Consider the following 21657-nt stretch of genomic DNA (forward strand, 5'->3'; position numbering starts at 1 on the left):
GTCTGCTATTTTTCCTTTTGGCTTAGACTTTAAAATACGTTTTTTGAGACTCAAAGTATGTTGTTATGAATAACTACTCGTGAGCACGCAGCGCAAACGCATACAGCATAATTGATGCGCTTATTGCCACGTTGAGCGATTCTGCATTTCCGTAGAGAGGGATTGCAACGGCGCGGTCAGTACTATCTATCAACTCAGGAGTTAAGCCTCGTGCTTCATTACCAAAGAGCACAATCTGCATACGCTGAAAATCAGTCGTCGCCAATGCTTCTTGAAGATTTGTTACTGGAGTTTTATCCGTTCCATAAACATCTGCAGCAGTCATTAACGCATTCTGAGAACGTGACCACGCAAAAAAATCTTCCTCAGTCATAGACGCTATCGGTACATGGAACAATGAACCTGCAGTAGAGCGCACAACCTTAGGATTTGTCACATCTACACACTCATCGACGAGCACAACTGCCGCACACCCCGATGCGTCGGCTGCGCGAATGATAGTGCCCGCATTACCTGGATCGCGAAGCTGCCAGCATGCAGCGATGAGAGAGCTATCAGCTATGTCTAAGTCTGCAACTTCACTGAGAACCGCCTCGGTTTGTACGACTGCGCAAATTCCTTGGCAATCCTGAGATAATGTATCCATCACCGCAGACGTTGCTTCATGAACGTAAAGTTCACTATCCATTGCAGAGTTGACAATGTCACGTAGAACGCGCGATTGCCGCCAGTTTTCATCTACATATACGTCGCGCACAGAGTTCGCAGCATAGCCAATAGCTTCACGAACTGCTTGAGGACCTTCCACAAGGAATAACCTCGCCCTCTTACGCCCCTTGCGACTAGCAAGTTCTGTTATATGCTTGACACGTGTCGCGCGAGGATTATCCATAAGTTCACGATTGAGTGGCATGGTACTTTCTCTCTGCAGGTATGAGTATTAACTATCCGACATTCGAATATTGATTTTAAGATATTGACTGTCCAAATAAATTGAACGCTCCCCCATAGTACGCTATAACGAGTGCAACTACGGGAATAGCAACTGAGACGAGGAAAGTGACGATATCTCGCCGATTGACCTGCGAGATTCTGACATGCGTGCGTTGATGTGGTGAGCCGAATCCTCGCGCTTGCATCACAAGAGATAATGTGCTTGCGCGACGAATCGCCAGTGTCAGCATAGTCATCGCATCAGAGGGAAAACGCTTGAGTGGATTCTTCGTATAAAGCCCTCGCATTATCTGCGCATGATGAATGGATTCGAGATCTACACGCAGTAATGGGAGCAGCCTAAATCCCGCCAATGCCGCATATACAAATCTGTCTGACAGGTGAAGCTTTTGGACCAACGCATCCGCCAAATCAGTCGGATCTATACGCATCGCCATAATAACCGCCGGAGCGCTCATAGCAATGACGCGCACAGCAGTAGCCAAAGCAAGCATGAGATTATGTTGAGGACTATAAATTGCAACGGTCGCAAACCCGCCGATAGCTCCTAGCACGAGCGGCCACGTATATTGAGCTAATTTCCCGAGTTTAAAACCAAATGTAAGCGCAAGTATAAACTCCACAACGACAACGATGCCACTCGATACTACATCAAGAGAAGCAATAAGAGGTAACCCCACAAGAAGACCAGCCCCAAGCCTCGTCAGTGGATTCAAAGACTCGACAAACTTTGATTGGCTTGGCTCTTTATCGTTGATGATGTAATCTTGCGCGTACCTATCAAGATTAATTTCTCGTGCGTGAAGAGACTCAATAAAATCGCGATCATGCGTGACAGCAATGATACACGTACCCCGATCTCGAATCGTTGCAAACATCTGAATGAGAGATCTCCATGTAGCGGGGTCTTGTCCATACGTCGGCTCATCCACGATAAGAATCTCAGGCTCAATCTCTAGAGCACAAGCCACTGTGAGCCTGCGCTTTTGCCCTCCCGATAAAGAATAAGGATTGTGCCAAGCTAAATCTTTGAGACCATAGAACTCCAGCCGCTCGAGAGCCTTCTGTTCAAGGGCAGTATCATCGACATTCGCATTTTTAAGACGGAGAGCTGTCTTCATCTCCTCTATGACAAGACTCGTCACAAACTGGTGCTCAGGATTTTGAAACACAAATTGAATATGTCTCGTAAGTTCGCGAAGATTCCAATCATCGATTGTTTTACCTTCCACAATCACTTCGCCTTCGAGTTTTGGCAGAAGCCCTGCAAGTGTCTGCGAGAGTGTCGTCTTACCTGTGCCATTTTTCCCCGTGATAGCTACGACTTCGCCAGCGTAGAAATCTTCAGTTAATCCTGAGGAGATAGCCTGTCCCTCATATCCCGCGGTAAGACTGCGAACGCTCATCACAACATGAGATGATGCCGAATGAGGAGCAAACTCATCTGCGTTGCGAATGAGGGGGATGCGCTCTCCCAGCTCCACTCGCCTATCAATAAAACCGTCCCACGCCGACACATTATGATCCACGACGATAAGCGTGGCGCCAGTTACTTGTGCTGCCCTATCAATGGCATGTACGACATCATGTATGCCTGCAGGGTCAATATTTGCCGTTGGCTCGTCGCAGATAATGACGTCTGGCTGCATGGCTATCACGCTTGCAATGGCAAGGCGTTGAGTTTGCCCTCCAGACAGGCGCTGCGCTAAGCTTTGAGCACGCACACCATGAGCTTCATCAAGATTCATTTGCTCTCGAGCGCGCACGGCACGGCGACAAATTTCACTTGCTTCAACTCCTAGATTCTCTGCACCAAAAGTAACGTTATCTGCCACTCGCGCAAAAATCACTTGACTATCGGGATCTTGCATGATGAGCCCTACACGCCCCACACATTGTCGTGCGTCTACTCCGCCGACGAGTACAGATCCTGACTGCTCACCGCCATCATCCGTATCTGTGAGCACTCCAGCGATAGCCTGAAGCAGTGTCGATTTACCCCAGCCTGAGCGACCGGTAAGCAAAACTCGCTCACCAGAATCTATGCTCAGACTGACGTGACTGACTGCCCAATTCTCGCTGAGTGGATAGCGATATGAAAAGTCAGTAATTTCTACAGATGCAGGCACTATTTACGCCTTAATCTCTTGATCTGTGGAGTTCTGAGCCTGAGAGCTCGTTGCAACTTTCCCCTGACGGACAACTCGACCAGATTCAAAATGATCAAGCGCTCCGGTTTTTGCAATGCCAATGTATATCCACCAGACAAAGAATCCAGCAAAAAGAATGCCAGAAATGATAGTAGTGAGAAGATTTACGCCACCGTAAACACCGTTCCAATCGATGGCCTGCAAATTAGTAAAGAAAGTATATGCCCAGCACGCAAGACCAGATAACGCCCCAGAAATTGTAGTAATCCATACGTTCCACACTTTATAGAGCGCGATTGCAAACACAATCTCAACGGCTGCCCCCTGCGCAAGCCCTATAAGGATTGTTCCTAATCCTCCCCACGCATTACCTAGCAATGCTTCGATGACAGCAGCAACGATTTCCGCATAGATTGCAGCTCCTGGCTTTCGCACGATGATTAATGCGAGAGGACCCGCAAAGAGCCACAAACCATTCATGAATCCAAGCAAGCCTGGTACAAGCGCGTCGAGAAAGCTCAGCGGCGCGTATGCCAAGGCAGCTACCCAGTAAATCAACGAGCACGCCACAGCAATCACACTCGCAACGGTAATATCAACGATACGCCACGTATAGCGTTTATTATCTACATTCGAAGTCATGTGTGCCTCCATTTCGTTTTCGAACGAACTTCATTGAGGCACGGGTAAAGTTTGAGAATGACGTCCGTGCGCCGGCATTACCCGGTATACGTTCAATCGGTCAGAATCAAGCGATTCTATCTCAGCTTTGCCTGTGTGTACTCGCGTACATCAGGTGCAGCACCCGTGTCAATCATTAAATATAGCAAGAGCACTAACAAAGTGAGCGAATGGTAAGACATTCGCTCACTCCCTACTACAAAACAGCGTTTGTACTGTACATCTACTCAGCCAAGCCCTGCAAAATCAACGCTTCGGTCACAACGTTGTTTTTCAGCGCACTCAAAGAAATAGACTCGTTTGGAGAATGAGCGTTCGCCTTAGGGTCTTCCGGACCTGTCACGATGACCTGCGCGTGAGGGAAGATGCGCTGAAGTTCAGGAATGAACGGAATAGATCCGCCCTCGCCCTTATTGACAGGCGCCGTCTCGAAAGCATCTTCCATTGCCTTCTCAGCCACACTAACAGCTTTGGAATCTGGATCCATTGCCCATCCCTGACCATTGTCGAGCGGCTTGGCGGTTACTTCTGCACCGAATGGAGCGTTTGCTACAAGCCAGTCGCATAGTGCCTTCTGAGCCTGCGCAGGATTCTGAGAAGGAGCTGTGCGCAAAGAAAGACGGAAGCGAGAAGTATCAGCGATGACGTTGAAGGAACCTTCAACTGGGTGCGCATCAAAGCCGATAACCGTCATGGATGGCTTGGTCCACATGCGCGCAGCTAAGGAACCGGTACCGGCAAACTTATATGAGTCAACGACTGCAGCATCGCGACGCACTGTTGCCTCGTCCATGTCACGCTGCAAACCACCCACTGGCTCTTGAGAATCGATGCCGGGGATGGCGAGATCACCGTTGTCGTCGTACATCTTTGCGATGAGCATGGCAGCGATGGTATTTGCATCCAAAATTGGGCCGCCAAACTGTCCAGAATGTACTGGATGACCGAGAACTCGGACGGTTACATCGACATCAGTATTGCCACGCAATGAAGTAGTGAGCGACGGAATCTCATCAGACCAGTTGCCAGAATCTGCCACGATGATAACATCGGATTCAAATTCATCTTTATGCGCCTCGATAAATGGGATGAAGCTCGGAGACCCCATCTCCTCTTCACCTTCAATGAAGATGCGAATATTCACTGGCAAATCATCACCTAATGCGTGAAGCGCACCCGAATGGATCGCAATACCGCCGCCATCATCTGCTGCGCCGCGACCGTAGAGACGACCATCTTTTTCTGTTGCGGTAAACGCTGGAGTATCCCACACTGACTCATCCGGCACAGGCTGTACATCATGATGTGCATAGAGAAGAACGGTCGGTGCGGATGGGTCTACTATCTTGGAGCCGATGACCTCCCACGCGCCTGGCGTACCGTCAGGGTTTGTGGACTGTACAACGCGAGCTTCTACGCCCTGCTTACGCATCTCTTCTGCGACAAACTGCGCAGAAGTCTTCATATGATCGCCAGTAATACCTTTGGCAGAAACGGAGCCAAGAGCAATCTTCTGTGACAAGACTTCTACAATGCGAGACCAGTCTGCTTCTACACGTGAGCGGACTTCCTCTAATGATAGCTGTGCCATCGTTATCCTTTCATGAGGAATTCTATGAGAAATAAATATCCTCCGCACACTTTAGTGCACGCATACGATAGGAACTTTAAGGATTCTAAACTCATCCGCAGTATCACACTAGAGTCTAGCCATTTCCATATTCTTAAGAGTTATGAAATGGAATCTGTTCTCAAAGAAGACAAGCGACGATGAGTCCCTCGATCAGAAGGCACTAGACGATGATCTCCACGCATCTGATAAGAAAGGTCGACCGACACCTAAACGCCGTGACTCTGAAAACGCACGGCTGCATCCACTTGCACCAAAAGATCGCAAAGCACAACGCAAAGCCGCTACTCAGCGTCGTCGCGAGCGCGAGAATGCTGAGTATGATGCTATGCGCACAGGCGATTTGCGTCATATGCCTAAGGCAGAGCAGCTTCCATGGCGCATCTATATACGAGATTATATCGATGCACGTTTCAACCTCGGTGAGTACTTTATGATAGTCATCGTCGTACTCCTTCTTGCAGCGTTCGCAACGACGTACTTCGCCCCACAGCTCTCTTTAGTGATTTTGATTTTGATGTATGTCTACTTCTTTGCCATCATCGTGGATAGTTTCCTCATGTGGCGAAAGCTGAAGAAGAAACTCATCGAAAAGTTCGGCGAGCGTTCCGTCGCTAAAGGTATGCGCTCTGGATACTATGCGTGGAGCCGCGCGCTTCAAGTACGCTCGTGGCGTCTGCCAAAGCCTCGCACAAAGAAGCATGGCGAGTGGCCGAAGTAAAACATGACCAGCTTAAACAAAATAACGCACTCCGTTTTCTGGGTGCGTTATTTTTTATACGTTCATATAGATTACTCAGTAAGTCGATTCTTATACAACGTAAGAGCACAAATAGCAACAAGAGCAATAGCAGGAACAAGCGAGATTAACGGCAATACATGCCACGATGCATACGTGTATATCCACCAACTCACCCACGATCCACCAGCTGCAGCAATCGCCGAAGCGAGACGAACCCATCCAGTAAATTTTGGCAAATACTCACGTTCGATAATAAGCTGTCGAGATGTGATAATGGCATGCCCGGCAAGCACGAAGCCAAAGCTTTCAAGTCCCCAGCCTACGAGTGCTGCCCAGAAATTTGGGATCGAGAGTGCAATCATACCGAAAGCAATAATCGCACTTCCCCACACTCCTACGCTACGTAAATTCATTCGCTTAATAAGTCTCATATACACTAGCGAACCAATCACAGTACATACACCAACGACACCATAAATAACAGTAATCGCATTGATTTTGACTTCATGAGCATAGCCCATTGTCGTGTAAGCGTTGAAAAGTGATGGAGTTAATGTCAATAAAAAAGTTGCAAGAAGTAACTTCGTTTTTGTTTCACGGTTACTCTTTAGAACATTCGTTCTTTCAGTATCTTCACTATCGGAATCTCCTAATTCAGATACCTGCTGTGTCTTACGCACATCCTTTTGCGAGAAAATACGCGTAATAGTGCAAGAGAATGACAGAACAGCCGAAAGCATAAGCAACACAAATAGCGACTTAGTTGCGATGAATGAGCCCAATACATTACCGAGTAGCGTGCCAAACACAGACATCACAACGCTTGCATAGCCGTTGTATTCGATGAGCATATGCTCATTGTCAGCAATCTCTACCTCAAATATTTCACTGGAAATATCAATGATTTGACCAGTGACAAGCAGAAGACAGCTCAGCGCCAATAGCATCCACTTCCACATACCAAGTGTTGACGGAGTCAGTGCCACAATGAGGCACAAAATCCCCTCCACAAATTCAGCACCTGCAAGCGCTGCAAAGCTTCCAAGGCGGTCCACTACCCAAGCACCAATCGGCGATAAGAAGTCCGAGAAAACTCCAAAAGTATTGTTAAATGCTACCGCCCATGCAGGTAAACCAACCAAAAGAATCGCTGGTATCACACCACCTGTAAAAATGGAATTGCTCAAGATAGAAAATGTAAGTCCGAGCAAAGCCCACCGCATAGTGCGCGATAGTCGCCTTGTGGTGCCTATCGAATAGATAGACTTAATAAATTTCTTGAGCATTCTCCCCATAACGAACTAGCTTATCAACGCCACTTCTTCTCCCGTAAAATGAGCTTTTATGGCTTTTGATTATGACGTAATCGTTATCGGTTCTGGACCTGGTGGGTATGCGACGGCGTTGCGCACCGCAGATTTTGGGCTGCACACCGCTGTCATCGAAATGCGAGACGAGGTGGGTGGCACGTGCCTCAACCGCGGATGCATCCCCACGAAGGCATACGTCACAGCATCTCACACGCTTGAGTATGCGAAAAACGCTTCCTCGTGGGGCCTCGATATTTCTGTAAACACTATCGATATGCAATCTCTCAAGGCAGCAAAAGACAAAACCGTCGCAGGCGTTGTCAAGGGACTCTCGCAGCATATGAAGTCTCGCAAAATCGACATCATTCACGGATACGGTTCTCTCGTAAAACCTCATGAGGTTTGCGTTGATGACGGTGAGATGCACCATACTTTTACAGCGCAACACGTTGTCCTTGCTACAGGGTCATACTCCACTACTCTTCCAGGATTTGATTTCTTCAACGGTAGCGCAGATGAGGTTCGTCAAGCAGTTGCAGACGGGCAGGCCCCTATCCTCTCTTCTGACGAAGCGCTCGATATCGACGTAATACCAGAAAATGTTGTTATCGTAGGGGCTGGAACGATTGCGCTTGAGTTCGCAAACATATGGAATACTCTTGGAACGCATGTTACCGTTTTGCTTCGTAAAGATGTGCCACTTTCTCACGGCGATAATCATATCAGTGCAATGATGATGCGCACCATGAAACGCGCAGGTATTCATTTTGAGACTCGCAGCCAGCTTAAAGCAGTAGAAAATGGCAAAGTTACCTATACCGTGCACGATATGAAGTCAGACGAGCACAAGAAAATAGAAAAAAATGTCCCAGCAGATTTTGTCTTAGTCGCAATTGGACGTTCTCCGCAGACGACTGCGAGTTGGTTTGCTTCATCAGGGCTCAATCTTTCCGATCATGGATTCGTCATCACTGATAAATTTGGACGCACGAATATTGACAACGTTTGGGCACTAGGCGATATCACTCAGGGACGTATGCTCGCTCATCAAGCTTTTGAGCAGGCTCTTACCATCTCTGAATCTATTGCAGGTATAGATACCAAACCTGTCGATACTTTTATGGTTCCGCAAGTTGTCTTTGCAACAGTCGAGTCTCTCAGCGTAGGTTACACCGCACAAGAGGCTGAAAAAAATGGTTTTGCGCAGATAGAAGAGACTGTCGTTCCTATGCTTTCCAATCCTCGTGTAGCAATGCTGAAGTCTAACGGCACTACAGTTATCGTCTCCGCATATGATGCACAATCTGGACAACGTATCGTTATCGGAATCCATATGGTAGGTCCTCAGGTATCAGAACTTTCTGGGACAGCTCGAGAAATTATCGAAAACAAGATTCCTCTTCATGATGCTGCTGGTGCTCTTTTTGCTCACCCCACACTGAGCGAATCACTCGGCGAGGCGCTTCTCAAAGCAGATGGACGACCGCTCAATGTACGTTAGCGATAACTTCTCCGTACTGTTATACGCACATTTTCGGCTCGATACAGTATTATGACAAACAGAAAATACTGACTTAATGGAAAGTTAAGGTTATGGCAGAAGAAACTAAGAAGCCAAAGCGCAACAATGTCTTTAAGCAGATGAAGCAGCTTTATGACTTCACACGTGAGGATGATCCGCAGGTCACATGGTGGGTGCTGGGAGCATTCTTCATACCGTTTATCGTTGTCATTCTCATCGGCTTTATCTTAAAGCTCGGCTGGCTTAGCTGGATTATGACCGTCATCTTAGCAGTGCTTCTCGGTCTTCTTGCCGCTACTTTCACACTTTCTCGTCGAAGCGAAAATGTCGGCTACAAGCGTATCGAAGGTCAGCCAGGTGCTGCCGGAGCAGTCTTGCAGTCTTTGAGCAAGCGTGTATACACCTTTAGCGAGCAGCCGGTATGGATTGATCCACGTACAAAGGACATGATTTGGCGTGGTACGTCCCTCTACGGTGTTTATCTCGTCGTAGAAGGTCCACAGTCTCGCACACGCAAAGCCGTCGAAAACGAGAAAGCGAAGATTCGTCGCGTCACTCAAGGCTCTAGTATCCGCATTATCACTATTTACACTGGCAATGGCGACGGAGAAACTCCTATCTCCGGCCTCAATAAGACACTACGTAAGCGCTATAAGAATCCTTTGACCCCTGACGAGCTTGAGCATCTCAATGGTCGTCTGAGTACTTTACAAAAGATGAATGGACTCGGCATGCCACAGGGCATCGATCCTCGAGCTGCTCAGCATATGAGCCGTCGTGCTATGCGTGGTCGTTAGATATAACGTTCCATATATAATCTTGGTCAAAGTACCGATAAACGCCATATTCCAACGCTTGTGAGTATGGCGTTTATCATATTTAAAAACTTTATGAGTGTTTGAAGAGCGAAAGACGTTACACTGTCGTAACACAATCTTTCATTTTAGGAAACTCTCTTCTCTACAATAGGACATGTACTTATTCGACTAGAGAAGGTTAGTCTCATGGCTCTTTCCACTAAAGAAGATGTAGAAGCTCTCATCAACAAGGAAGGCGTAGAGTACGTTTCTGTACGCTTTACCGACCTCATTGGCGTTCAGCAGCACTTCACTGTTCCAGCAAGCGAATTCCTCGATGGCGCATTCAAGGATGGCATGCCATTTGATGGTTCTTCCGTGCAGGGATTCCAGGCTATCAACGAATCTGATATGAACTTGGTTCCAGATGTTCACACCGCTTACATTGATCCATTCCGTAAGCACAAGACTTTGAACGTAGCATTCTCCATCGTGGACCCAATTACTGGCGAGCCATACTCTCGCGACCCACGTCAGGTAGCTATGAAGGCTGAGGCATACCTCAAGTCCACCGGCATCGCTGATACCGCTTCCTTCGCTCCTGAAGCAGAGTTCTTCCTCTTTGATAAGGTTCGTTTCGAGAACTCCATGCGCACTTCCTTCTACGAAGTCGACTCCAACGAAGCAGGCTGGAACTCTGGTAAAGAAGAGAACCTTGACGGTACTCCAAACACCGGTTTCAAGAACCAGCCAAAGCGCGGTTACTTCCCTGTCCCGCCTCTGGATCAGACTGCAGATATCCGTGACGAAATGGTCTATAACCTCCAGAAAGTCGGCTTGACTCTTGAGCGTTCTCATCACGAAGTCGGCGGCGCAGGTCAGCAGGAAATCAATTACCGTTACAACTCCCTTGTTTACGCGGGTGATGACTTGATGAAGTTCAAGTATGTAGTACACAATACTGCTGCTGAGTTCGGCAAGGCTGCCACCTTCATGCCAAAGCCAATTGCAGGCGATAACGGTACCGGCATGCACTGCCATCAGTCCCTGTGGAAGGACGGCAAGCCACTGTTCTACGATGAGAATGGTTACGGCGGCCTCTCCGACATCGCACGCTGGTACATTGGTGGTCTCATCAAGCACGCTGATGCAGTGCTCGCATTCACCAACCCATCTCTTAACTCTTACAAGCGCTTGGTTCCAGGCTTCGAGGCTCCAGTAAACCTCGTGTACTCTGCTCGCAACCGTTCCGCGGCTATCCGTATCCCTCTCGCCGGTACTTCCCCAGCTGCAAAGCGTATCGAGTTCCGCGCTCCAGATCCTAGCTCCAACCCATTCTTAGCATTCTCTGCTCAGCTCATGGCAGGTCTTGACGGTATCTTGAACCGTATCGAGCCACCAGAACCAGTAGATAAGGATCTCTATGAGCTTCCACCTGAAGAAAAGGTTGGCATCAAGACAGTTCCAGGCTCTCTCGAGGAAGCTCTCAAGGCTCTTGATGAAGATCGCGACTTCCTGACTGCTGGTAATGTCTTTACTGAAGATCTCATCGACACGTGGATTGAGCTCAAGAATCAGGAGATTGAGGCAGCACGCTTGCAGCCAACTCCGCTTGAATATCAGCTCTACTTCCACATCTAAGGAGAAATTGCTGAAAATATAAAGCCTGTCCAACGTTGAGCTGCTCCTTGAAGGAAAAACTATTTTTCATAGTCTACTTTTAAGGAGCAGCTCTTCTTATAGGTTCGACCACGGTTTTTGAATATAACCCAGTAAACTCTACCCTGTAAAATTCAACGTGAAGTTTTAAGATTCTTACTCATTACTCATGATCACATCAGATTTTGAAAGACTTTGAATCTGCCACTACACTTGCCTGTACATTTATATGTGCATCTCGTTGTGCTTTTACAACTGCAAGAGACCTTCCATAGTATGTGCGGTAGTGTCCAGCAGTAAATTCTTCGGACGTTCGAGGTTGTGAGCTTCCAAAAGCTAAAAGTTCTCCTCCTAAGACGGTAATTTCCACATCCTTGTCACAGTTCGATTCAACATTCTGACCATCGCCAATAAGGATATCAAAATAACGGATTTGCTCCCCTAAAGATTGAGTTCCCTCATCTGACCCACGGTCATTGGGGGTAGATATGCATGGATTAGGAATCGAAAGCTCTTCTTCGCGGATAAAGATTTCCTCGCCACGAGCAGATGATAGCTGTGAACGAGAAATTTCCGCTCCTGAACTATCATAGGCGATGGCTTCCAGCGTTCCCGGCACATATTTCATCGTGAAAAGAGTTCTACACTGCCGTGGCTTTTTTGAAGCTATTTTCCTGCCGTTAAGAACCATATCAACTTTCGCACAATCAAAATACACTTCTACAATGCATCGTTTACCTTCACAGCCTTTCCATGACCATGAAGGAATCGCATTCGTCCCTCTCCATACCCCTTTATACGGCTGGGAAGCGTGATTCATAGGCTGTACCGCAATTGTTGGCTTGTCAAGTTTACCCCACACAGCTTGTGTCCAGAAAAGTTCACCTGTCGGGTTGCCTAATATGTCTATCGCGCCCGTGTCGGCAAGAAGCCACGGATAAGGCTTGTTAAAGCCCTTGCCATCGCGCGTAAAAGCCCACGTACCCAGGCCAGCTTCACCAATATAATCCCATGCAGTCCACATGAAATCACCCACGATATTAGGGATCTTATTGACCAGTGCCCAGTTCTTAGCTATATCTTGCGGAAAAGTCTCGCTTCCTACGATGATACGTTCTGGATGTTTCTTCTCATCTATCGCATAACGTCCAGAAGCATAGTTATAGCCACAAATATCCAGCGTATCCATAACTGGACTTACAGCCCTATCTGCCGCACGAGAATTTGCGGATTTATTCATTCCAGTGCCAACAGCACTGGTAATGAGATTAAACAAAGTACTATTCATGCCTCCCATGTCACTCTGAGAATTATTAGACAGACCGCCTTCATCCTTATACATATTTTTACCTTTTGCAGCGTTAGCAATAATCATAAGATTAAGCCCCGCAGTCACAGGACGTGTAGCATCGTGTGACCTCAAGAACTCAGCCATCTCATGCGCGAGTCTCACACCTTCTGGACGTGCAGGCTCACTAATCTCATTGCCGATTGAGTACATAATTACACTCGGATGGTTATAATCGCGATTCACTATCGTCTCAAGATCCCGCACATAATTATCTTTAAAATCTGACGCATAATCAAACTTACTTTTATGCTTATACCACATGTCCCACGACTCATCCATGACGTAGAGTCCTAACTGGTCACACGCTTCAAGAAAAGCGGTACTCGCTGGATTATGAGCAGAGCGTACAGCATTATAGCCGGCTTTCTTCAGAATAAGCGCACGCCTGTAATCACTCAAAGGGTAAGCAGCAGCACCGAGAATTCCATGATCATGATGAATACATCCGCCCCGCAGCAGCGTTTCCTTCCCATTAATAAATAAACCATGTGAGTTCCATTGAATTACGCGAATACCATAGGGAATCGTAAACACATCTCCAGCGGTTCCAATCTTCACTGTGTATAAATACGGATTGTCATCACACCACAAATGCGCATGAGCAACTTCCAGGTCAACGATTCCCACAGCTGCTTTCTTATCATCATGAATACGGGTGATACCTTGAGCCTGAATTCGACCATCACAATCATAAAGTTTTACAACTGCGCCAGCCGGTGCTTCAACCCTTATAACAGCTGGACTGTACGATAGCGTAGTGATATGAGTATTGAGCGGACTTACACACTCAACTGATGAGGAGTCAGCAAAGCAAGCATCTGTATCTTGCTCCCATAGCCATACTGGTCTATATATTCCTGCTCCTGTATACCAGCGTGAATCTGGCTGATTGAGATTTTCGCAGAATACCGTAACTGTATTTTTATACCCTAAGCTGAGATAGCTGTCGAGATTAACGTGGAATGGAAGATACCCATAGGAATTCTCGGCAACTTTATGCCCATTGACATAGATTTTTGCATTCTTATAAATACCATCGAACCAAAGCATACGATGTCGTGGGGAAGCGTCACACATGAATTCTTTATCATATCTGTAGCTGCCACCAGGAAAGTAGGCTCCCGCACTGCCAGACGGATGAGCCGGGGAGCGTTTTCCCTCCTGCATCGCGTCATGGGGAAGACAAATGGTCTTACCTTCATTATCAGCAGAGAAGGAATCATGGTAATCATCTGACAATTTTTGGAAAGTCCAATTCTGATTAAAATCAATTTTCCTCATTGAATCACTGCCTTCTTTGCTGTTGTATCAGTAAGCTTGCTAAACTCGTGGAGCAATTGAAACTACCACTGTATATCAGTTTAATCATTCCACCAATTTTCGCATTGTTGCTTTAGTTTTCTTTTGTGTGAGGTCTACTCACTGGTAAATACAAGTTTAAAAAAACAATGTATATGCTTTCGCTGCTTATAATTCTTGAAGCTTATTAAAAGTCCAGCTCTAAGAACTACACTTCTACTATGCATAAGAAAGTTCGCGCGAGTATTATCCTCCTTGTCGCTCTAAGTCTCGTTGTGGGAGGCGGGTATGCTGCGCTGAGGACTATCAACCCAGGACTATTCGTACCTCAAACTCAAGCAACTATCACGAAGACGTCTGAGCTCAAGAAGGCAGACAAGACACAGCAAGTTACCGAAGAAGTGCATGTGAGCCATGATGGCATCGATTTATATGGGAAACTTGTCGCTCCAGCAAATTATAAGAAAGTAAAGCTCCCGCTGTTCATCATGGCGCATGGGTATGACAGTAATGCAGACTTCATCGACGCAGCTGCAAACTTGGTTGCTTCCAAAGGTTATATGATTTACTCTTTTGATTTCTATGGTGGCTCTACTTCCACTCGCAGCGGCGATACTGATATGCTTGACATGTCTGTCGAGACAGAGAAGAAAGACCTTGAAGCAGTCATCAACTACTGGAAATCGCAAAAATTCGTGGATTCAAGTCATATTTATCTGGGCGGTGTCAGCCACGGTGGGCTTATCAGTGCTATGGCTGCCGCTGATCTGCCTCGCGACATTACCGCAATGATTCTCTTCGCACCAGCGTTCAATGTACCCGACCTCGCTCATTCCGGTTTTTCTCACTATGGTTACACAGATATCTCACAGGTTCCAGCATCCGTATCGTATGAAGGTAAAACCGTAGGAAAACGTTATATTGCGGATGCTTTGAACCTTAATATTCCCGCAATTCAACGCGCCTATGATGGTCCTGTGCTTATCATTCATGGCACTGTAGATGACGCAGTCCCCTTCTCTTACAGCGAGAGTGCATCACACACGTATAAGAATGCACAGCTCATACCGATAAAGGGTGCAGGTCACACCGCAAATATTAGTACGGCTTTAAGTGCCCTTCCAGATTTAGATCTTTTCTTGAAGAAATACTAAAACCTTGTATCATCTCTTATCTATCTGTGCACTCTCCCGCATGATAGCTTTACGCAGCATATCAGGCATATGGCGCGGACCACGAACAGTGGTTACGCCGTATGTACGTAATATCGGTAAATTCCACTGCTCTGGAGCATATACATCAAGTTTTTTGAGATCCATAACTTCATGCATCTCGAAATGTTCATCCTTATACTCATATGGAATATGCGTTTGAATGACTTGACACCGATAACGCAACGCAGATTCAGGAGCTGAGTTATAGACAAAAACTTCATCCCCCACCTTTACCCCTCTTACCTGCTGCCACATGAGAATATCTGTCATAGAGAATGCACGGTCAAGGTCAAAAAGTTTCATGTTGCTGGGCACAATCCATATCTTGGGAGTATATGTAGGATCGATATCGCAGCAGTGTATGGCTATATCTTTGAGTGTTTCAATAACTTCTTCCCGCACAGATCCCGCAAATGCGCCGGTATCATCCGCTTGCCGGAAAACAACGTATTCATCGTCAAAATCAGTATCATAAACATGAGTTTCGAAAGTGCTTTGCGCTGTATCAGCACTTACTCGCATTGTAAAGTCACCATCGTGAATGGTTTTCTCCCACTGAAGCTGTGTGCCGTCGGGGCTGCGCTGAAAACCAAACTCATGCAGGCGCTTAACGTTGGGTACACGATTAAAAAAGATAATCTCTTCTAAGCTCATCATGACTTATCACTCATCCTCCTTGACACCTGAGTCCTCATTGTCCGAATCGAAATTAGTAGAATGCGTTGCTTTCCAATTCGCAATATACTCCATTCGATTCTTTACGCGCTTCTCTCCGCCTTCCTCAGTTGGCTCATAGTAGACATGATGTGCCACAGATTCAGGACGCGTCGGCATAGTGGTCAGCTTATCTTCATAGGAGTGAGCAAGCTGATAGCCCTTACCATAACCTACATCTTTCATCAGCTTGGTTGTCGCGTTTCGCAGATGAAGCGGTACAGGCTCGTTCTGAGTCTGCTTGATGTCTTTGCTAGACTGCACGCGAGCGCGATATGCGGCATTAGATTTTGGTGCGACGGATAGGTAAATGACACACTCTGTCAGGTGTACATCGCATTCTGGCATTCCTAAGAATTGACATGCTTGAAATACATTAATAGCTACATTGAGTGCATTAGTATCTGCTAAGCCAACATCTTCTGAGGCAAAACGTACCAATCGGCGCGCTATATAGAGGGGATCTTCTCCTCCGTCGAGCATGCGACCAAGCCAGTAAATTGCGGAGTCTACATCAGAGTTGCGCATGGATTTGTGGAGAGCAGAAATGATGTTATAGTGTTCCTCTCCGTCTTTGTCATATTTGAGTGATTTGCTTCCTAAGAAATCTATGAGCAGCTCAGAGGTAAGCAGGATATGACCATCGACCATATCACTATTGACGACCAGCATTTCCAATGTGTTCAGAGCTGTGCGCGCATCACCATCGCTATATGTTGCGATGCGGTCCAGTATGCCTTCTTCTAATTCAATAGTTACGCTAGGAAAAGCATCTTTACGTGCAAGGACTCTCTTAAGCAATATTGTGATATCGTCACGAGTCAATTGCTTCAAGACGAAAACTTTCGTACGTGACAGCAACGCAGAATTTACCTCAAAGGATGGATTCTCAGTCGTCGCGCCAATGAGAGTAATGCTCCCTTTTTCTACATAGGGAAGAAAAGCATCTTGCTGAGCTTTATTGAATCGATGAATTTCATCAATGAATACAATGGTTTTCTCACCCATAGCATGACGTTCTTCAGCATCATTCATAATGACACGAATCTCTTTAATGCCATTCATCACAGCAGAAAAGGTAACAAAACGGGACTGCGTTTTACGCGCAATAATCTCAGCGAGCGTCGTCTTCCCCACACCAGGAGGTCCCCAGAAAATCATGGAGGACACTTGGTCTTTTTCAATCATCTCTCGCAAAAATTTTCCCTCACCGACGAGATGGTTCTGACCGACAAAATCATCAAGATCCTTAGGCCGCATACGATCAGCAAGAGGCGCAAGAGCATGAGAGCGATCATCAAAAAGTGACGCCTGTACATCATTATTTTTCACGGTTTGTCACTCCATAGTAGTCACAATGCTCACGTAAGTAAGTGAGTGTCAAACTCTGAACTGTACTGTCACAAACGAGCGATAATGGACGACCCTCAGCCATCACACGCCCGCCGCGATCACCGCCTTGCGGACCGAGATCAATCATCCAGTCGCTATTAACCATGATATCGGTGTCGTGTGTGATGACAACGATTGTGGCACCACGTTGTTTAAGCTTGTCAAAGACGCCTAACAATGTTTGCACGTCACTCGGATGCAGACCAATAGATGGCTCGTCAAAGACAAACAAAGCATGTTTACGGCTTTTGTTCAGATGCGTCATCAGCTTCAATCGTTGTGCCTCTCCGCCTGACAGGTGTGGTGTACTTTCACCTAAGTGGAGGTAGCTCAAACCGATTTCGTCCAAAATTTTAAGCTGATTTTCAATAGCTGGCACGTCTTCAAATACTCGAAGCGCTTCTTCAACCGATAGATTTAAGATATCGACGATGCTCATGCCCCGCCACAAAATTTTCTGTATGTCCTCATTAAATCTCCTGCCGTCGCACTGAGGACAGGCTTCTTCCATATCGGGCAGATACTGAATATCCAAGGTAATAGTGCCCACACCGCCGCACATTGAGCATGCGCCTTGCTTGTTGTTATAGGAGAAGTAGGAGGCATTGAACTTTGCTTTCTTCGCCTCAGGAAGACAAGCAAACATTTTGCGCAGAGAATCCATGATGGTGGTATAAGTAGCCACAGTAGAACGTGCATTTTTACCCACTGGCTTCGCATCTACGGTAATGACATCAGTCAAGTCAGTGTCCAGTGTGCTGACGTGTGTAGGCAGCTTCTTCCCCGCATGTTTTGCTTCTAGTGCAGGTACAAGAGAGTCCAGTATGAGGCTTGTCTTCCCCGCACCAGAGAAGCCTGTGATTGACGTCATCTGATTTTGCGGAAGATCGATGCTGACGTTATGTAAATTATTTTTCTCAGTAATCTCCACATGAAGCATAGCAGTCTTACGCTGACGGGCGCTCTTCGCGATCTCGTGTGAGTGGTATATGACGTTTGCCGCACCACTCAAATACGGTCCAATGAGAGAATTCTCATTATGGGCGAGATCTTCTACAGTTCCCTGAGCGATAATTTGCCCTCCTTCATCGCCAGCTGCTGGACCTATTTCAATAATCCAATCTGCATGTTTGATGACATCAGTCTCATGATCGACAACGACGAGAGAATTACCTTGAGCAACCAGCTGACGGCACACGTCAATCAGTCCTTGCACGTTATCAGGATGCAAACCAATAGACGGCTCATCAAGAACATACAGCACACCAGTGGTTTGAGTACGCAGGGTGCGCGCTAGTTGGATACGCTGTAGTTCGCCGGTCGACAGAGTATTTCCTGCACGGGAAAGAGTTAGATAATCTAAGCCTAGTTCGAGAATTGGTCTGAGGGTATCCGTCAGATTTTTAAATATAACGGTTGCCATGGGATGCATATCATCAGGAAGCTCAGCAAGTGTGTGACGTTCCCACTGGCTCAGTTGTGCTAGGCTCAAATCAGCAACTTGCGCGATATTCAATCCGCCGACCTTTTGAGTAAGTAGCTCGGGATTAAGACGGGTCCCATGACACAGCGGGCATACGTCGAAGTGGAAGAATTCGTTAATTTGTGCGATTGCACGCTCAGACTTTACGGATTTCTGAGAAGCATACACAGCCTCATGAGCATTTTCATACAAAGTGTTATTCGTGCTGAACACGCGACCTGTCGATGTATGAAAATCGACAGCATACTTCTTTTTTTCACCCCACAGTACAATGCGTTTTTCTTCATCTGTAAGATCTTTGTAAGGCACGTCAATGCGCACGCCAATATGTGCTGCAACTGTTGGCATAAAGTTTCGCCCTGGAAGCTTCCATGAGGCTACTGCCCCGTCTGCAAGACTAAGATTTTCATCAGCAATGAGCTTCGATTCATCCAGAGTTTGAACATGACCCGTTCCCTGGCATTGAGGGCATGCACCAGCTGAATTATACGCGAAGTCTTCTGCTGATTTCGCCATAAAAGTCACATGGCATTCAGGGCATTCAATAATTCCCATTTTTTCACCTGCCAAATCCATAGCCTGTGCAATTTCAATGCTTGGCTGGATAACATGCCCACGTGGGCACACAGTAGAGCCTAGGCGAGAAAATATAAGGCGAACAACATTAAATGTCTCTGTCAAAGAGCCAACTGTGGACCGCTCATTAGGGATGGTTGGACGCTGGCGGAGAGCAATCGCGGAGGGAATATGACGTACTTCTTGGTTCCCTTTACGTTTCTGCTGACCGATACGCCGGCGAGTATAAGTGGATAATGCTTCTAAGTAGCGGGCTGAGCCTTCTGCATACAGAATTCCCATTGCGAGCGAGCTTTTCCCTGAGCCAGACGGTCCGGAAATTGCCACAAATTTGCCCAGAGGAATATCAACATCAATATTTTTTAGATTATTGACATTACCATGACGAACTTCGATATATTTAGGCGCATTTTGCATTACTCTTCTCCTTTTCTTGGCGCACAACCTACGGTATTAAGCCCCTCATTCAGATTTGCTTCGACACGTAAGAGCAACTGGTCAAGCTGGTCTTTTTCTTCATCGGTAAACCCCTTATAAAACTGTTCTGCAAGCTGCTTCGACACTGCATTACCTATCTTTTCTTGATCCTTCCCCCGTTGAGTAAGACCGACAAGTTTTACTCGCGCATCATCCGGTGACGACGTGATAGTGATATGCCCTTGATCTTCCAATCGTTTAAGCATAGAGGTCAGTGTGCTCTTTGCAAGACCAGTAATAGCACTAATATTCGCAATCGTTCGTGGAGAATCAAGCCATAGTGCAGATAAAATCTTTCCCTGCTCAGCGCTATACTCCGCTCGCCCATCTAAATGGAGCAGTCGATTAAAAAGACGTCCATTGAGGAAGTTTATCTTAAGGACAAGGTGACCACCTTGATAGCGTGCTGGCATCACAATCCTTTGTAATCTAGTTCTATATAGTACTAATTAGTAGTATATAGAACTACTTAAAGGAGCGCAAGCAGCTTCTTCTCAACAGCCGGACCCCACCACTGAGTATAGCCTGCCCGCGTTGGATGAATATCGTCAAGCATGTAAAGTTTATGCTGCCGAGAGCTAATGCTGTTAAGCTGCTCGTCATGAAATAAGTCAAGGACGTAAAAATCTTTTCGCTGCCTTTGCAGCTCATTTACCATCTCGACTGTCTGCGCATACTGTCCATGTGCAAAGTATGTATTCGTGTAGAAGAATATTGGTACATTCCATTGCTCTTTGATATAACTCACGATTGTTTCAATGGATTCTCTCACAGTGTCTAATGGAATATTGCGCCATACATCATTCGTAGAGAGCTGGACGAGAAAAATATCTGGATGATCCGTGTATGCAGTGTGACGTTTCAGACGTGCCACATAGGTATCACCATCATCTCCTGCCAATGTCGTTCCATTTACAGCATCCTTAATAAGCTTTATATGAAAACGCTGCTTAAGATACTCTCCTAGTGCTTGACCTCCAGAACCATAGCCGAAAGTAATAGATGAACCGAGTACAAAAAGAGTCTTTCCCGATAGTTTTGCATCAACCGTAGAAACCACATGGGCGACATCATAACTTTCTGAGTTTCCAGGAAGTATACGCCATTGCAATGCATACCGCGACATAGTTCTATGTTTACCTTCTTTGTGCTTATGAGTTAATAAGGAAGAATGACGCCAAATCCTGAAAGAGCTACTACGATAAACATCGCTGGAGCGTACGCAGCGACAGCCACGATAAACCGACAATTTTTAATGCTATAGTCGAGAGTCATGATCCACCATGGGTACTTCTCATGACTATTAAGCTCCTTGTTGCTAGGTTCTGCTTTGTGTAATGCTCGCGATAGACCAGTATTGCAAATCGTTACAGCAAAACCACCAAACCATAAAGACCAGAAGCCACGCCACTCGTAATATGCGCTTGGACAAAAGTCATTGCATAGGGGGAAGACAGATGATGAGAATAACAAAAACATCGTCCACCACAGAACGCTTATAGAAATTTTCTTCACCCTCTGCCATTCGTTGTGAATATTAATCCACATAGCACCAAGCCAAAAGATGTGATAGTGTATGCGAAGTATTCTGAGCGCAGATTCCAGATAGCAGACCACGTAGGATACGCTGGCTGTTTGAGTTCCAATACTAAAATTGTCATAATAATAGCAAGAACAGCATCAGTAAAGCCTCAAGCCGACCTTTC

The 21657-nt window shown here is 46.4% G+C and carries 17 protein-coding genes and 1 pseudogene; 5 read left to right on the forward strand and 13 right to left on the reverse strand.

Annotated elements, in window-relative coordinates:
* Nucleotides 1-73: 73 nt before the first annotated feature.
* From ACFQY8_RS05750 to ACFQY8_RS05765, 4 genes are all read right to left on the reverse strand, one after another.
* A complete protein-coding gene (locus ACFQY8_RS05750; protein ID WP_377938935.1) occupies nucleotides 74-913 on the reverse strand; it encodes a TrmH family RNA methyltransferase in 840 nt (279 codons plus the stop codon).
* A 55-nt stretch (nucleotides 914-968) separates the two neighbouring features.
* Complete coding sequence (locus ACFQY8_RS05755) at nucleotides 969-3083, reverse strand: ATP-binding cassette domain-containing protein (RefSeq protein ID WP_377938936.1); 2115 nt, start codon at nucleotides 3081-3083, stop codon at nucleotides 969-971.
* A gap of 3 nt (nucleotides 3084-3086) precedes the next feature.
* Nucleotides 3087-3746: an ECF transporter S component gene (locus tag ACFQY8_RS05760; RefSeq protein WP_377938937.1), complete on the reverse strand. Its 660-nt coding sequence runs from the start codon at nucleotides 3744-3746 to the stop codon at nucleotides 3087-3089.
* A 262-nt stretch (nucleotides 3747-4008) separates the two neighbouring features.
* A complete protein-coding gene (locus ACFQY8_RS05765; RefSeq protein ID WP_377938938.1) occupies nucleotides 4009-5376 on the reverse strand; it encodes a dipeptidase in 1368 nt (455 codons plus the stop codon).
* 142 nt (nucleotides 5377-5518) lie between these two features.
* Here ACFQY8_RS05765 and ACFQY8_RS05770 point away from each other — a divergent pair, with 142 nt between their 5' ends.
* Nucleotides 5519-6136 carry a DUF3043 domain-containing protein gene (locus tag ACFQY8_RS05770; protein WP_377938939.1) on the forward strand — a complete coding sequence of 206 codons (618 nt, stop codon included), beginning with the start codon at nucleotides 5519-5521 and terminating at the stop codon, nucleotides 6134-6136.
* 71 nt (nucleotides 6137-6207) lie between these two features.
* On the opposite strand, the gene ACFQY8_RS05775 is transcribed toward ACFQY8_RS05770, so the two are convergent.
* Nucleotides 6208-7452 (reverse strand): MFS transporter, encoded by a 1245-nt coding sequence (locus tag ACFQY8_RS05775; RefSeq protein WP_377938940.1) that lies wholly within the window; start codon nucleotides 7450-7452, stop codon nucleotides 6208-6210.
* A gap of 49 nt (nucleotides 7453-7501) precedes the next feature.
* Between ACFQY8_RS05775 and ACFQY8_RS05780 the strand changes: the two genes are divergently transcribed.
* From ACFQY8_RS05780 to glnA, 3 genes are all read left to right on the forward strand, one after another.
* A complete protein-coding gene (locus ACFQY8_RS05780; protein WP_377938941.1) occupies nucleotides 7502-8968 on the forward strand; it encodes an FAD-dependent oxidoreductase in 1467 nt (488 codons plus the stop codon).
* Between the two features lie 92 nt (nucleotides 8969-9060).
* Nucleotides 9061-9786 carry a DUF4191 domain-containing protein gene (locus tag ACFQY8_RS05785; protein WP_377938942.1) on the forward strand — a complete coding sequence of 242 codons (726 nt, stop codon included), beginning with the start codon at nucleotides 9061-9063 and terminating at the stop codon, nucleotides 9784-9786.
* Between the two features lie 207 nt (nucleotides 9787-9993).
* Nucleotides 9994-11427, forward strand: a complete 1434-nt coding sequence (gene glnA, locus ACFQY8_RS05790; RefSeq protein ID WP_377938943.1) for a type I glutamate--ammonia ligase — start codon at nucleotides 9994-9996, stop codon at nucleotides 11425-11427.
* Between the two features lie 196 nt (nucleotides 11428-11623).
* On the opposite strand, the gene ACFQY8_RS05795 is transcribed toward glnA, so the two are convergent.
* Nucleotides 11624-14077 carry a glycoside hydrolase family 2 TIM barrel-domain containing protein gene (locus ACFQY8_RS05795; RefSeq protein ID WP_377938944.1) on the reverse strand — a complete coding sequence of 818 codons (2454 nt, stop codon included), beginning with the start codon at nucleotides 14075-14077 and terminating at the stop codon, nucleotides 11624-11626.
* 239 nt (nucleotides 14078-14316) lie between these two features.
* Here ACFQY8_RS05795 and ACFQY8_RS05800 point away from each other — a divergent pair, with 239 nt between their 5' ends.
* The gene (locus ACFQY8_RS05800) at nucleotides 14317-15249 is read left to right on the forward strand and encodes an alpha/beta hydrolase family protein (protein ID WP_377938945.1); all 933 of its coding nucleotides are present in this window, start codon (nucleotides 14317-14319) and stop codon (nucleotides 15247-15249) included.
* 9 nt (nucleotides 15250-15258) lie between these two features.
* Here the strand turns inward: ACFQY8_RS05800 and ACFQY8_RS05805 are convergent, their stop codons facing one another.
* The 7 genes and pseudogenes from ACFQY8_RS05805 to ACFQY8_RS05835 form a co-directional block, all read right to left on the reverse strand.
* Nucleotides 15259-15966 (reverse strand): hypothetical protein, encoded by a 708-nt coding sequence (locus ACFQY8_RS05805; RefSeq protein WP_377938946.1) that lies wholly within the window; start codon nucleotides 15964-15966, stop codon nucleotides 15259-15261.
* Nucleotides 15967-15972: 6 nt separating this feature from the next.
* On the reverse strand, nucleotides 15973-17355 hold the full coding sequence (locus ACFQY8_RS05810; RefSeq protein ID WP_377938947.1) for a replication-associated recombination protein A: 1383 nt from the start codon (nucleotides 17353-17355) through the stop codon (nucleotides 15973-15975).
* Nucleotides 17345-19891 carry an ATP-binding cassette domain-containing protein gene (locus ACFQY8_RS05815; RefSeq protein ID WP_377938948.1) on the reverse strand — a complete coding sequence of 849 codons (2547 nt, stop codon included), beginning with the start codon at nucleotides 19889-19891 and terminating at the stop codon, nucleotides 17345-17347. Before ACFQY8_RS05815 ends, ACFQY8_RS05810 begins: the two co-directional genes overlap by 11 nt.
* Nucleotides 19891-20364: a MarR family winged helix-turn-helix transcriptional regulator gene (locus tag ACFQY8_RS05820; protein WP_377938949.1), complete on the reverse strand. Its 474-nt coding sequence runs from the start codon at nucleotides 20362-20364 to the stop codon at nucleotides 19891-19893. The genes ACFQY8_RS05815 and ACFQY8_RS05820 overlap by 1 nt, the downstream gene beginning before the upstream one ends.
* 56 nt (nucleotides 20365-20420) lie before the next feature.
* Nucleotides 20421-21077, reverse strand: coding sequence for an SGNH/GDSL hydrolase family protein (locus ACFQY8_RS05825; protein ID WP_377938950.1), 657 nt, complete (start codon nucleotides 21075-21077; stop codon nucleotides 20421-20423).
* A gap of 32 nt (nucleotides 21078-21109) precedes the next feature.
* Nucleotides 21110-21430: a hypothetical protein gene (locus tag ACFQY8_RS05830; protein WP_377938951.1), complete on the reverse strand. Its 321-nt coding sequence runs from the start codon at nucleotides 21428-21430 to the stop codon at nucleotides 21110-21112.
* A 32-nt stretch (nucleotides 21431-21462) separates the two neighbouring features.
* A pseudogene (locus tag ACFQY8_RS05835) lies at nucleotides 21463-21627 on the reverse strand (TMEM175 family protein); the annotation flags it as partial.
* Between the last annotated feature and the right edge of the window lie 30 nt (nucleotides 21628-21657).

The organism is Alloscardovia venturai, from assembly GCF_042676605.1.
GTDB classification, from domain to species: Bacteria; Actinomycetota; Actinomycetes; order Actinomycetales; family Bifidobacteriaceae; genus Alloscardovia; species Alloscardovia venturai.

What these genes read in the sequence shown, in the direction of transcription:
- ACFQY8_RS05785 (WP_377938942.1), top strand. Translation starts at nt 9,061, where the DNA reads ATGGCAGAAGAAACTAAGAAGCCAAAGCGCAACAATGTCTTTAAGCAG.
- glnA (WP_377938943.1), top strand. Translation starts at nt 9,994, where the DNA reads ATGGCTCTTTCCACTAAAGAAGATGTAGAAGCTCTCATCAACAAGGAA.
- ACFQY8_RS05760 (WP_377938937.1), bottom strand. Translation starts at nt 3,746, where the DNA reads ATGACTTCGAATGTAGATAATAAACGCTATACGTGGCGTATCGTTGAT.
- ACFQY8_RS05805 (WP_377938946.1), bottom strand. Translation starts at nt 15,966, where the DNA reads ATGATGAGCTTAGAAGAGATTATCTTTTTTAATCGTGTACCCAACGTT.
- ACFQY8_RS05830 (WP_377938951.1), bottom strand. Translation starts at nt 21,430, where the DNA reads ATGTTTTTGTTATTCTCATCATCTGTCTTCCCCCTATGCAATGACTTT.
- ACFQY8_RS05775 (WP_377938940.1), bottom strand. Translation starts at nt 7,452, where the DNA reads ATGGGGAGAATGCTCAAGAAATTTATTAAGTCTATCTATTCGATAGGC.
- ACFQY8_RS05750 (WP_377938935.1), bottom strand. Translation starts at nt 913, where the DNA reads ATGCCACTCAATCGTGAACTTATGGATAATCCTCGCGCGACACGTGTC.
- ACFQY8_RS05815 (WP_377938948.1), bottom strand. Translation starts at nt 19,891, where the DNA reads ATGCAAAATGCGCCTAAATATATCGAAGTTCGTCATGGTAATGTCAAT.
- ACFQY8_RS05800 (WP_377938945.1), top strand. Translation starts at nt 14,317, where the DNA reads ATGCATAAGAAAGTTCGCGCGAGTATTATCCTCCTTGTCGCTCTAAGT.
- ACFQY8_RS05820 (WP_377938949.1), bottom strand. Translation starts at nt 20,364, where the DNA reads ATGCCAGCACGCTATCAAGGTGGTCACCTTGTCCTTAAGATAAACTTC.
- ACFQY8_RS05780 (WP_377938941.1), top strand. Translation starts at nt 7,502, where the DNA reads ATGGCTTTTGATTATGACGTAATCGTTATCGGTTCTGGACCTGGTGGG.
- ACFQY8_RS05795 (WP_377938944.1), bottom strand. Translation starts at nt 14,077, where the DNA reads ATGAGGAAAATTGATTTTAATCAGAATTGGACTTTCCAAAAATTGTCA.
- ACFQY8_RS05825 (WP_377938950.1), bottom strand. Translation starts at nt 21,077, where the DNA reads ATGTCGCGGTATGCATTGCAATGGCGTATACTTCCTGGAAACTCAGAA.
- ACFQY8_RS05770 (WP_377938939.1), top strand. Translation starts at nt 5,519, where the DNA reads ATGAAATGGAATCTGTTCTCAAAGAAGACAAGCGACGATGAGTCCCTC.
- ACFQY8_RS05765 (WP_377938938.1), bottom strand. Translation starts at nt 5,376, where the DNA reads ATGGCACAGCTATCATTAGAGGAAGTCCGCTCACGTGTAGAAGCAGAC.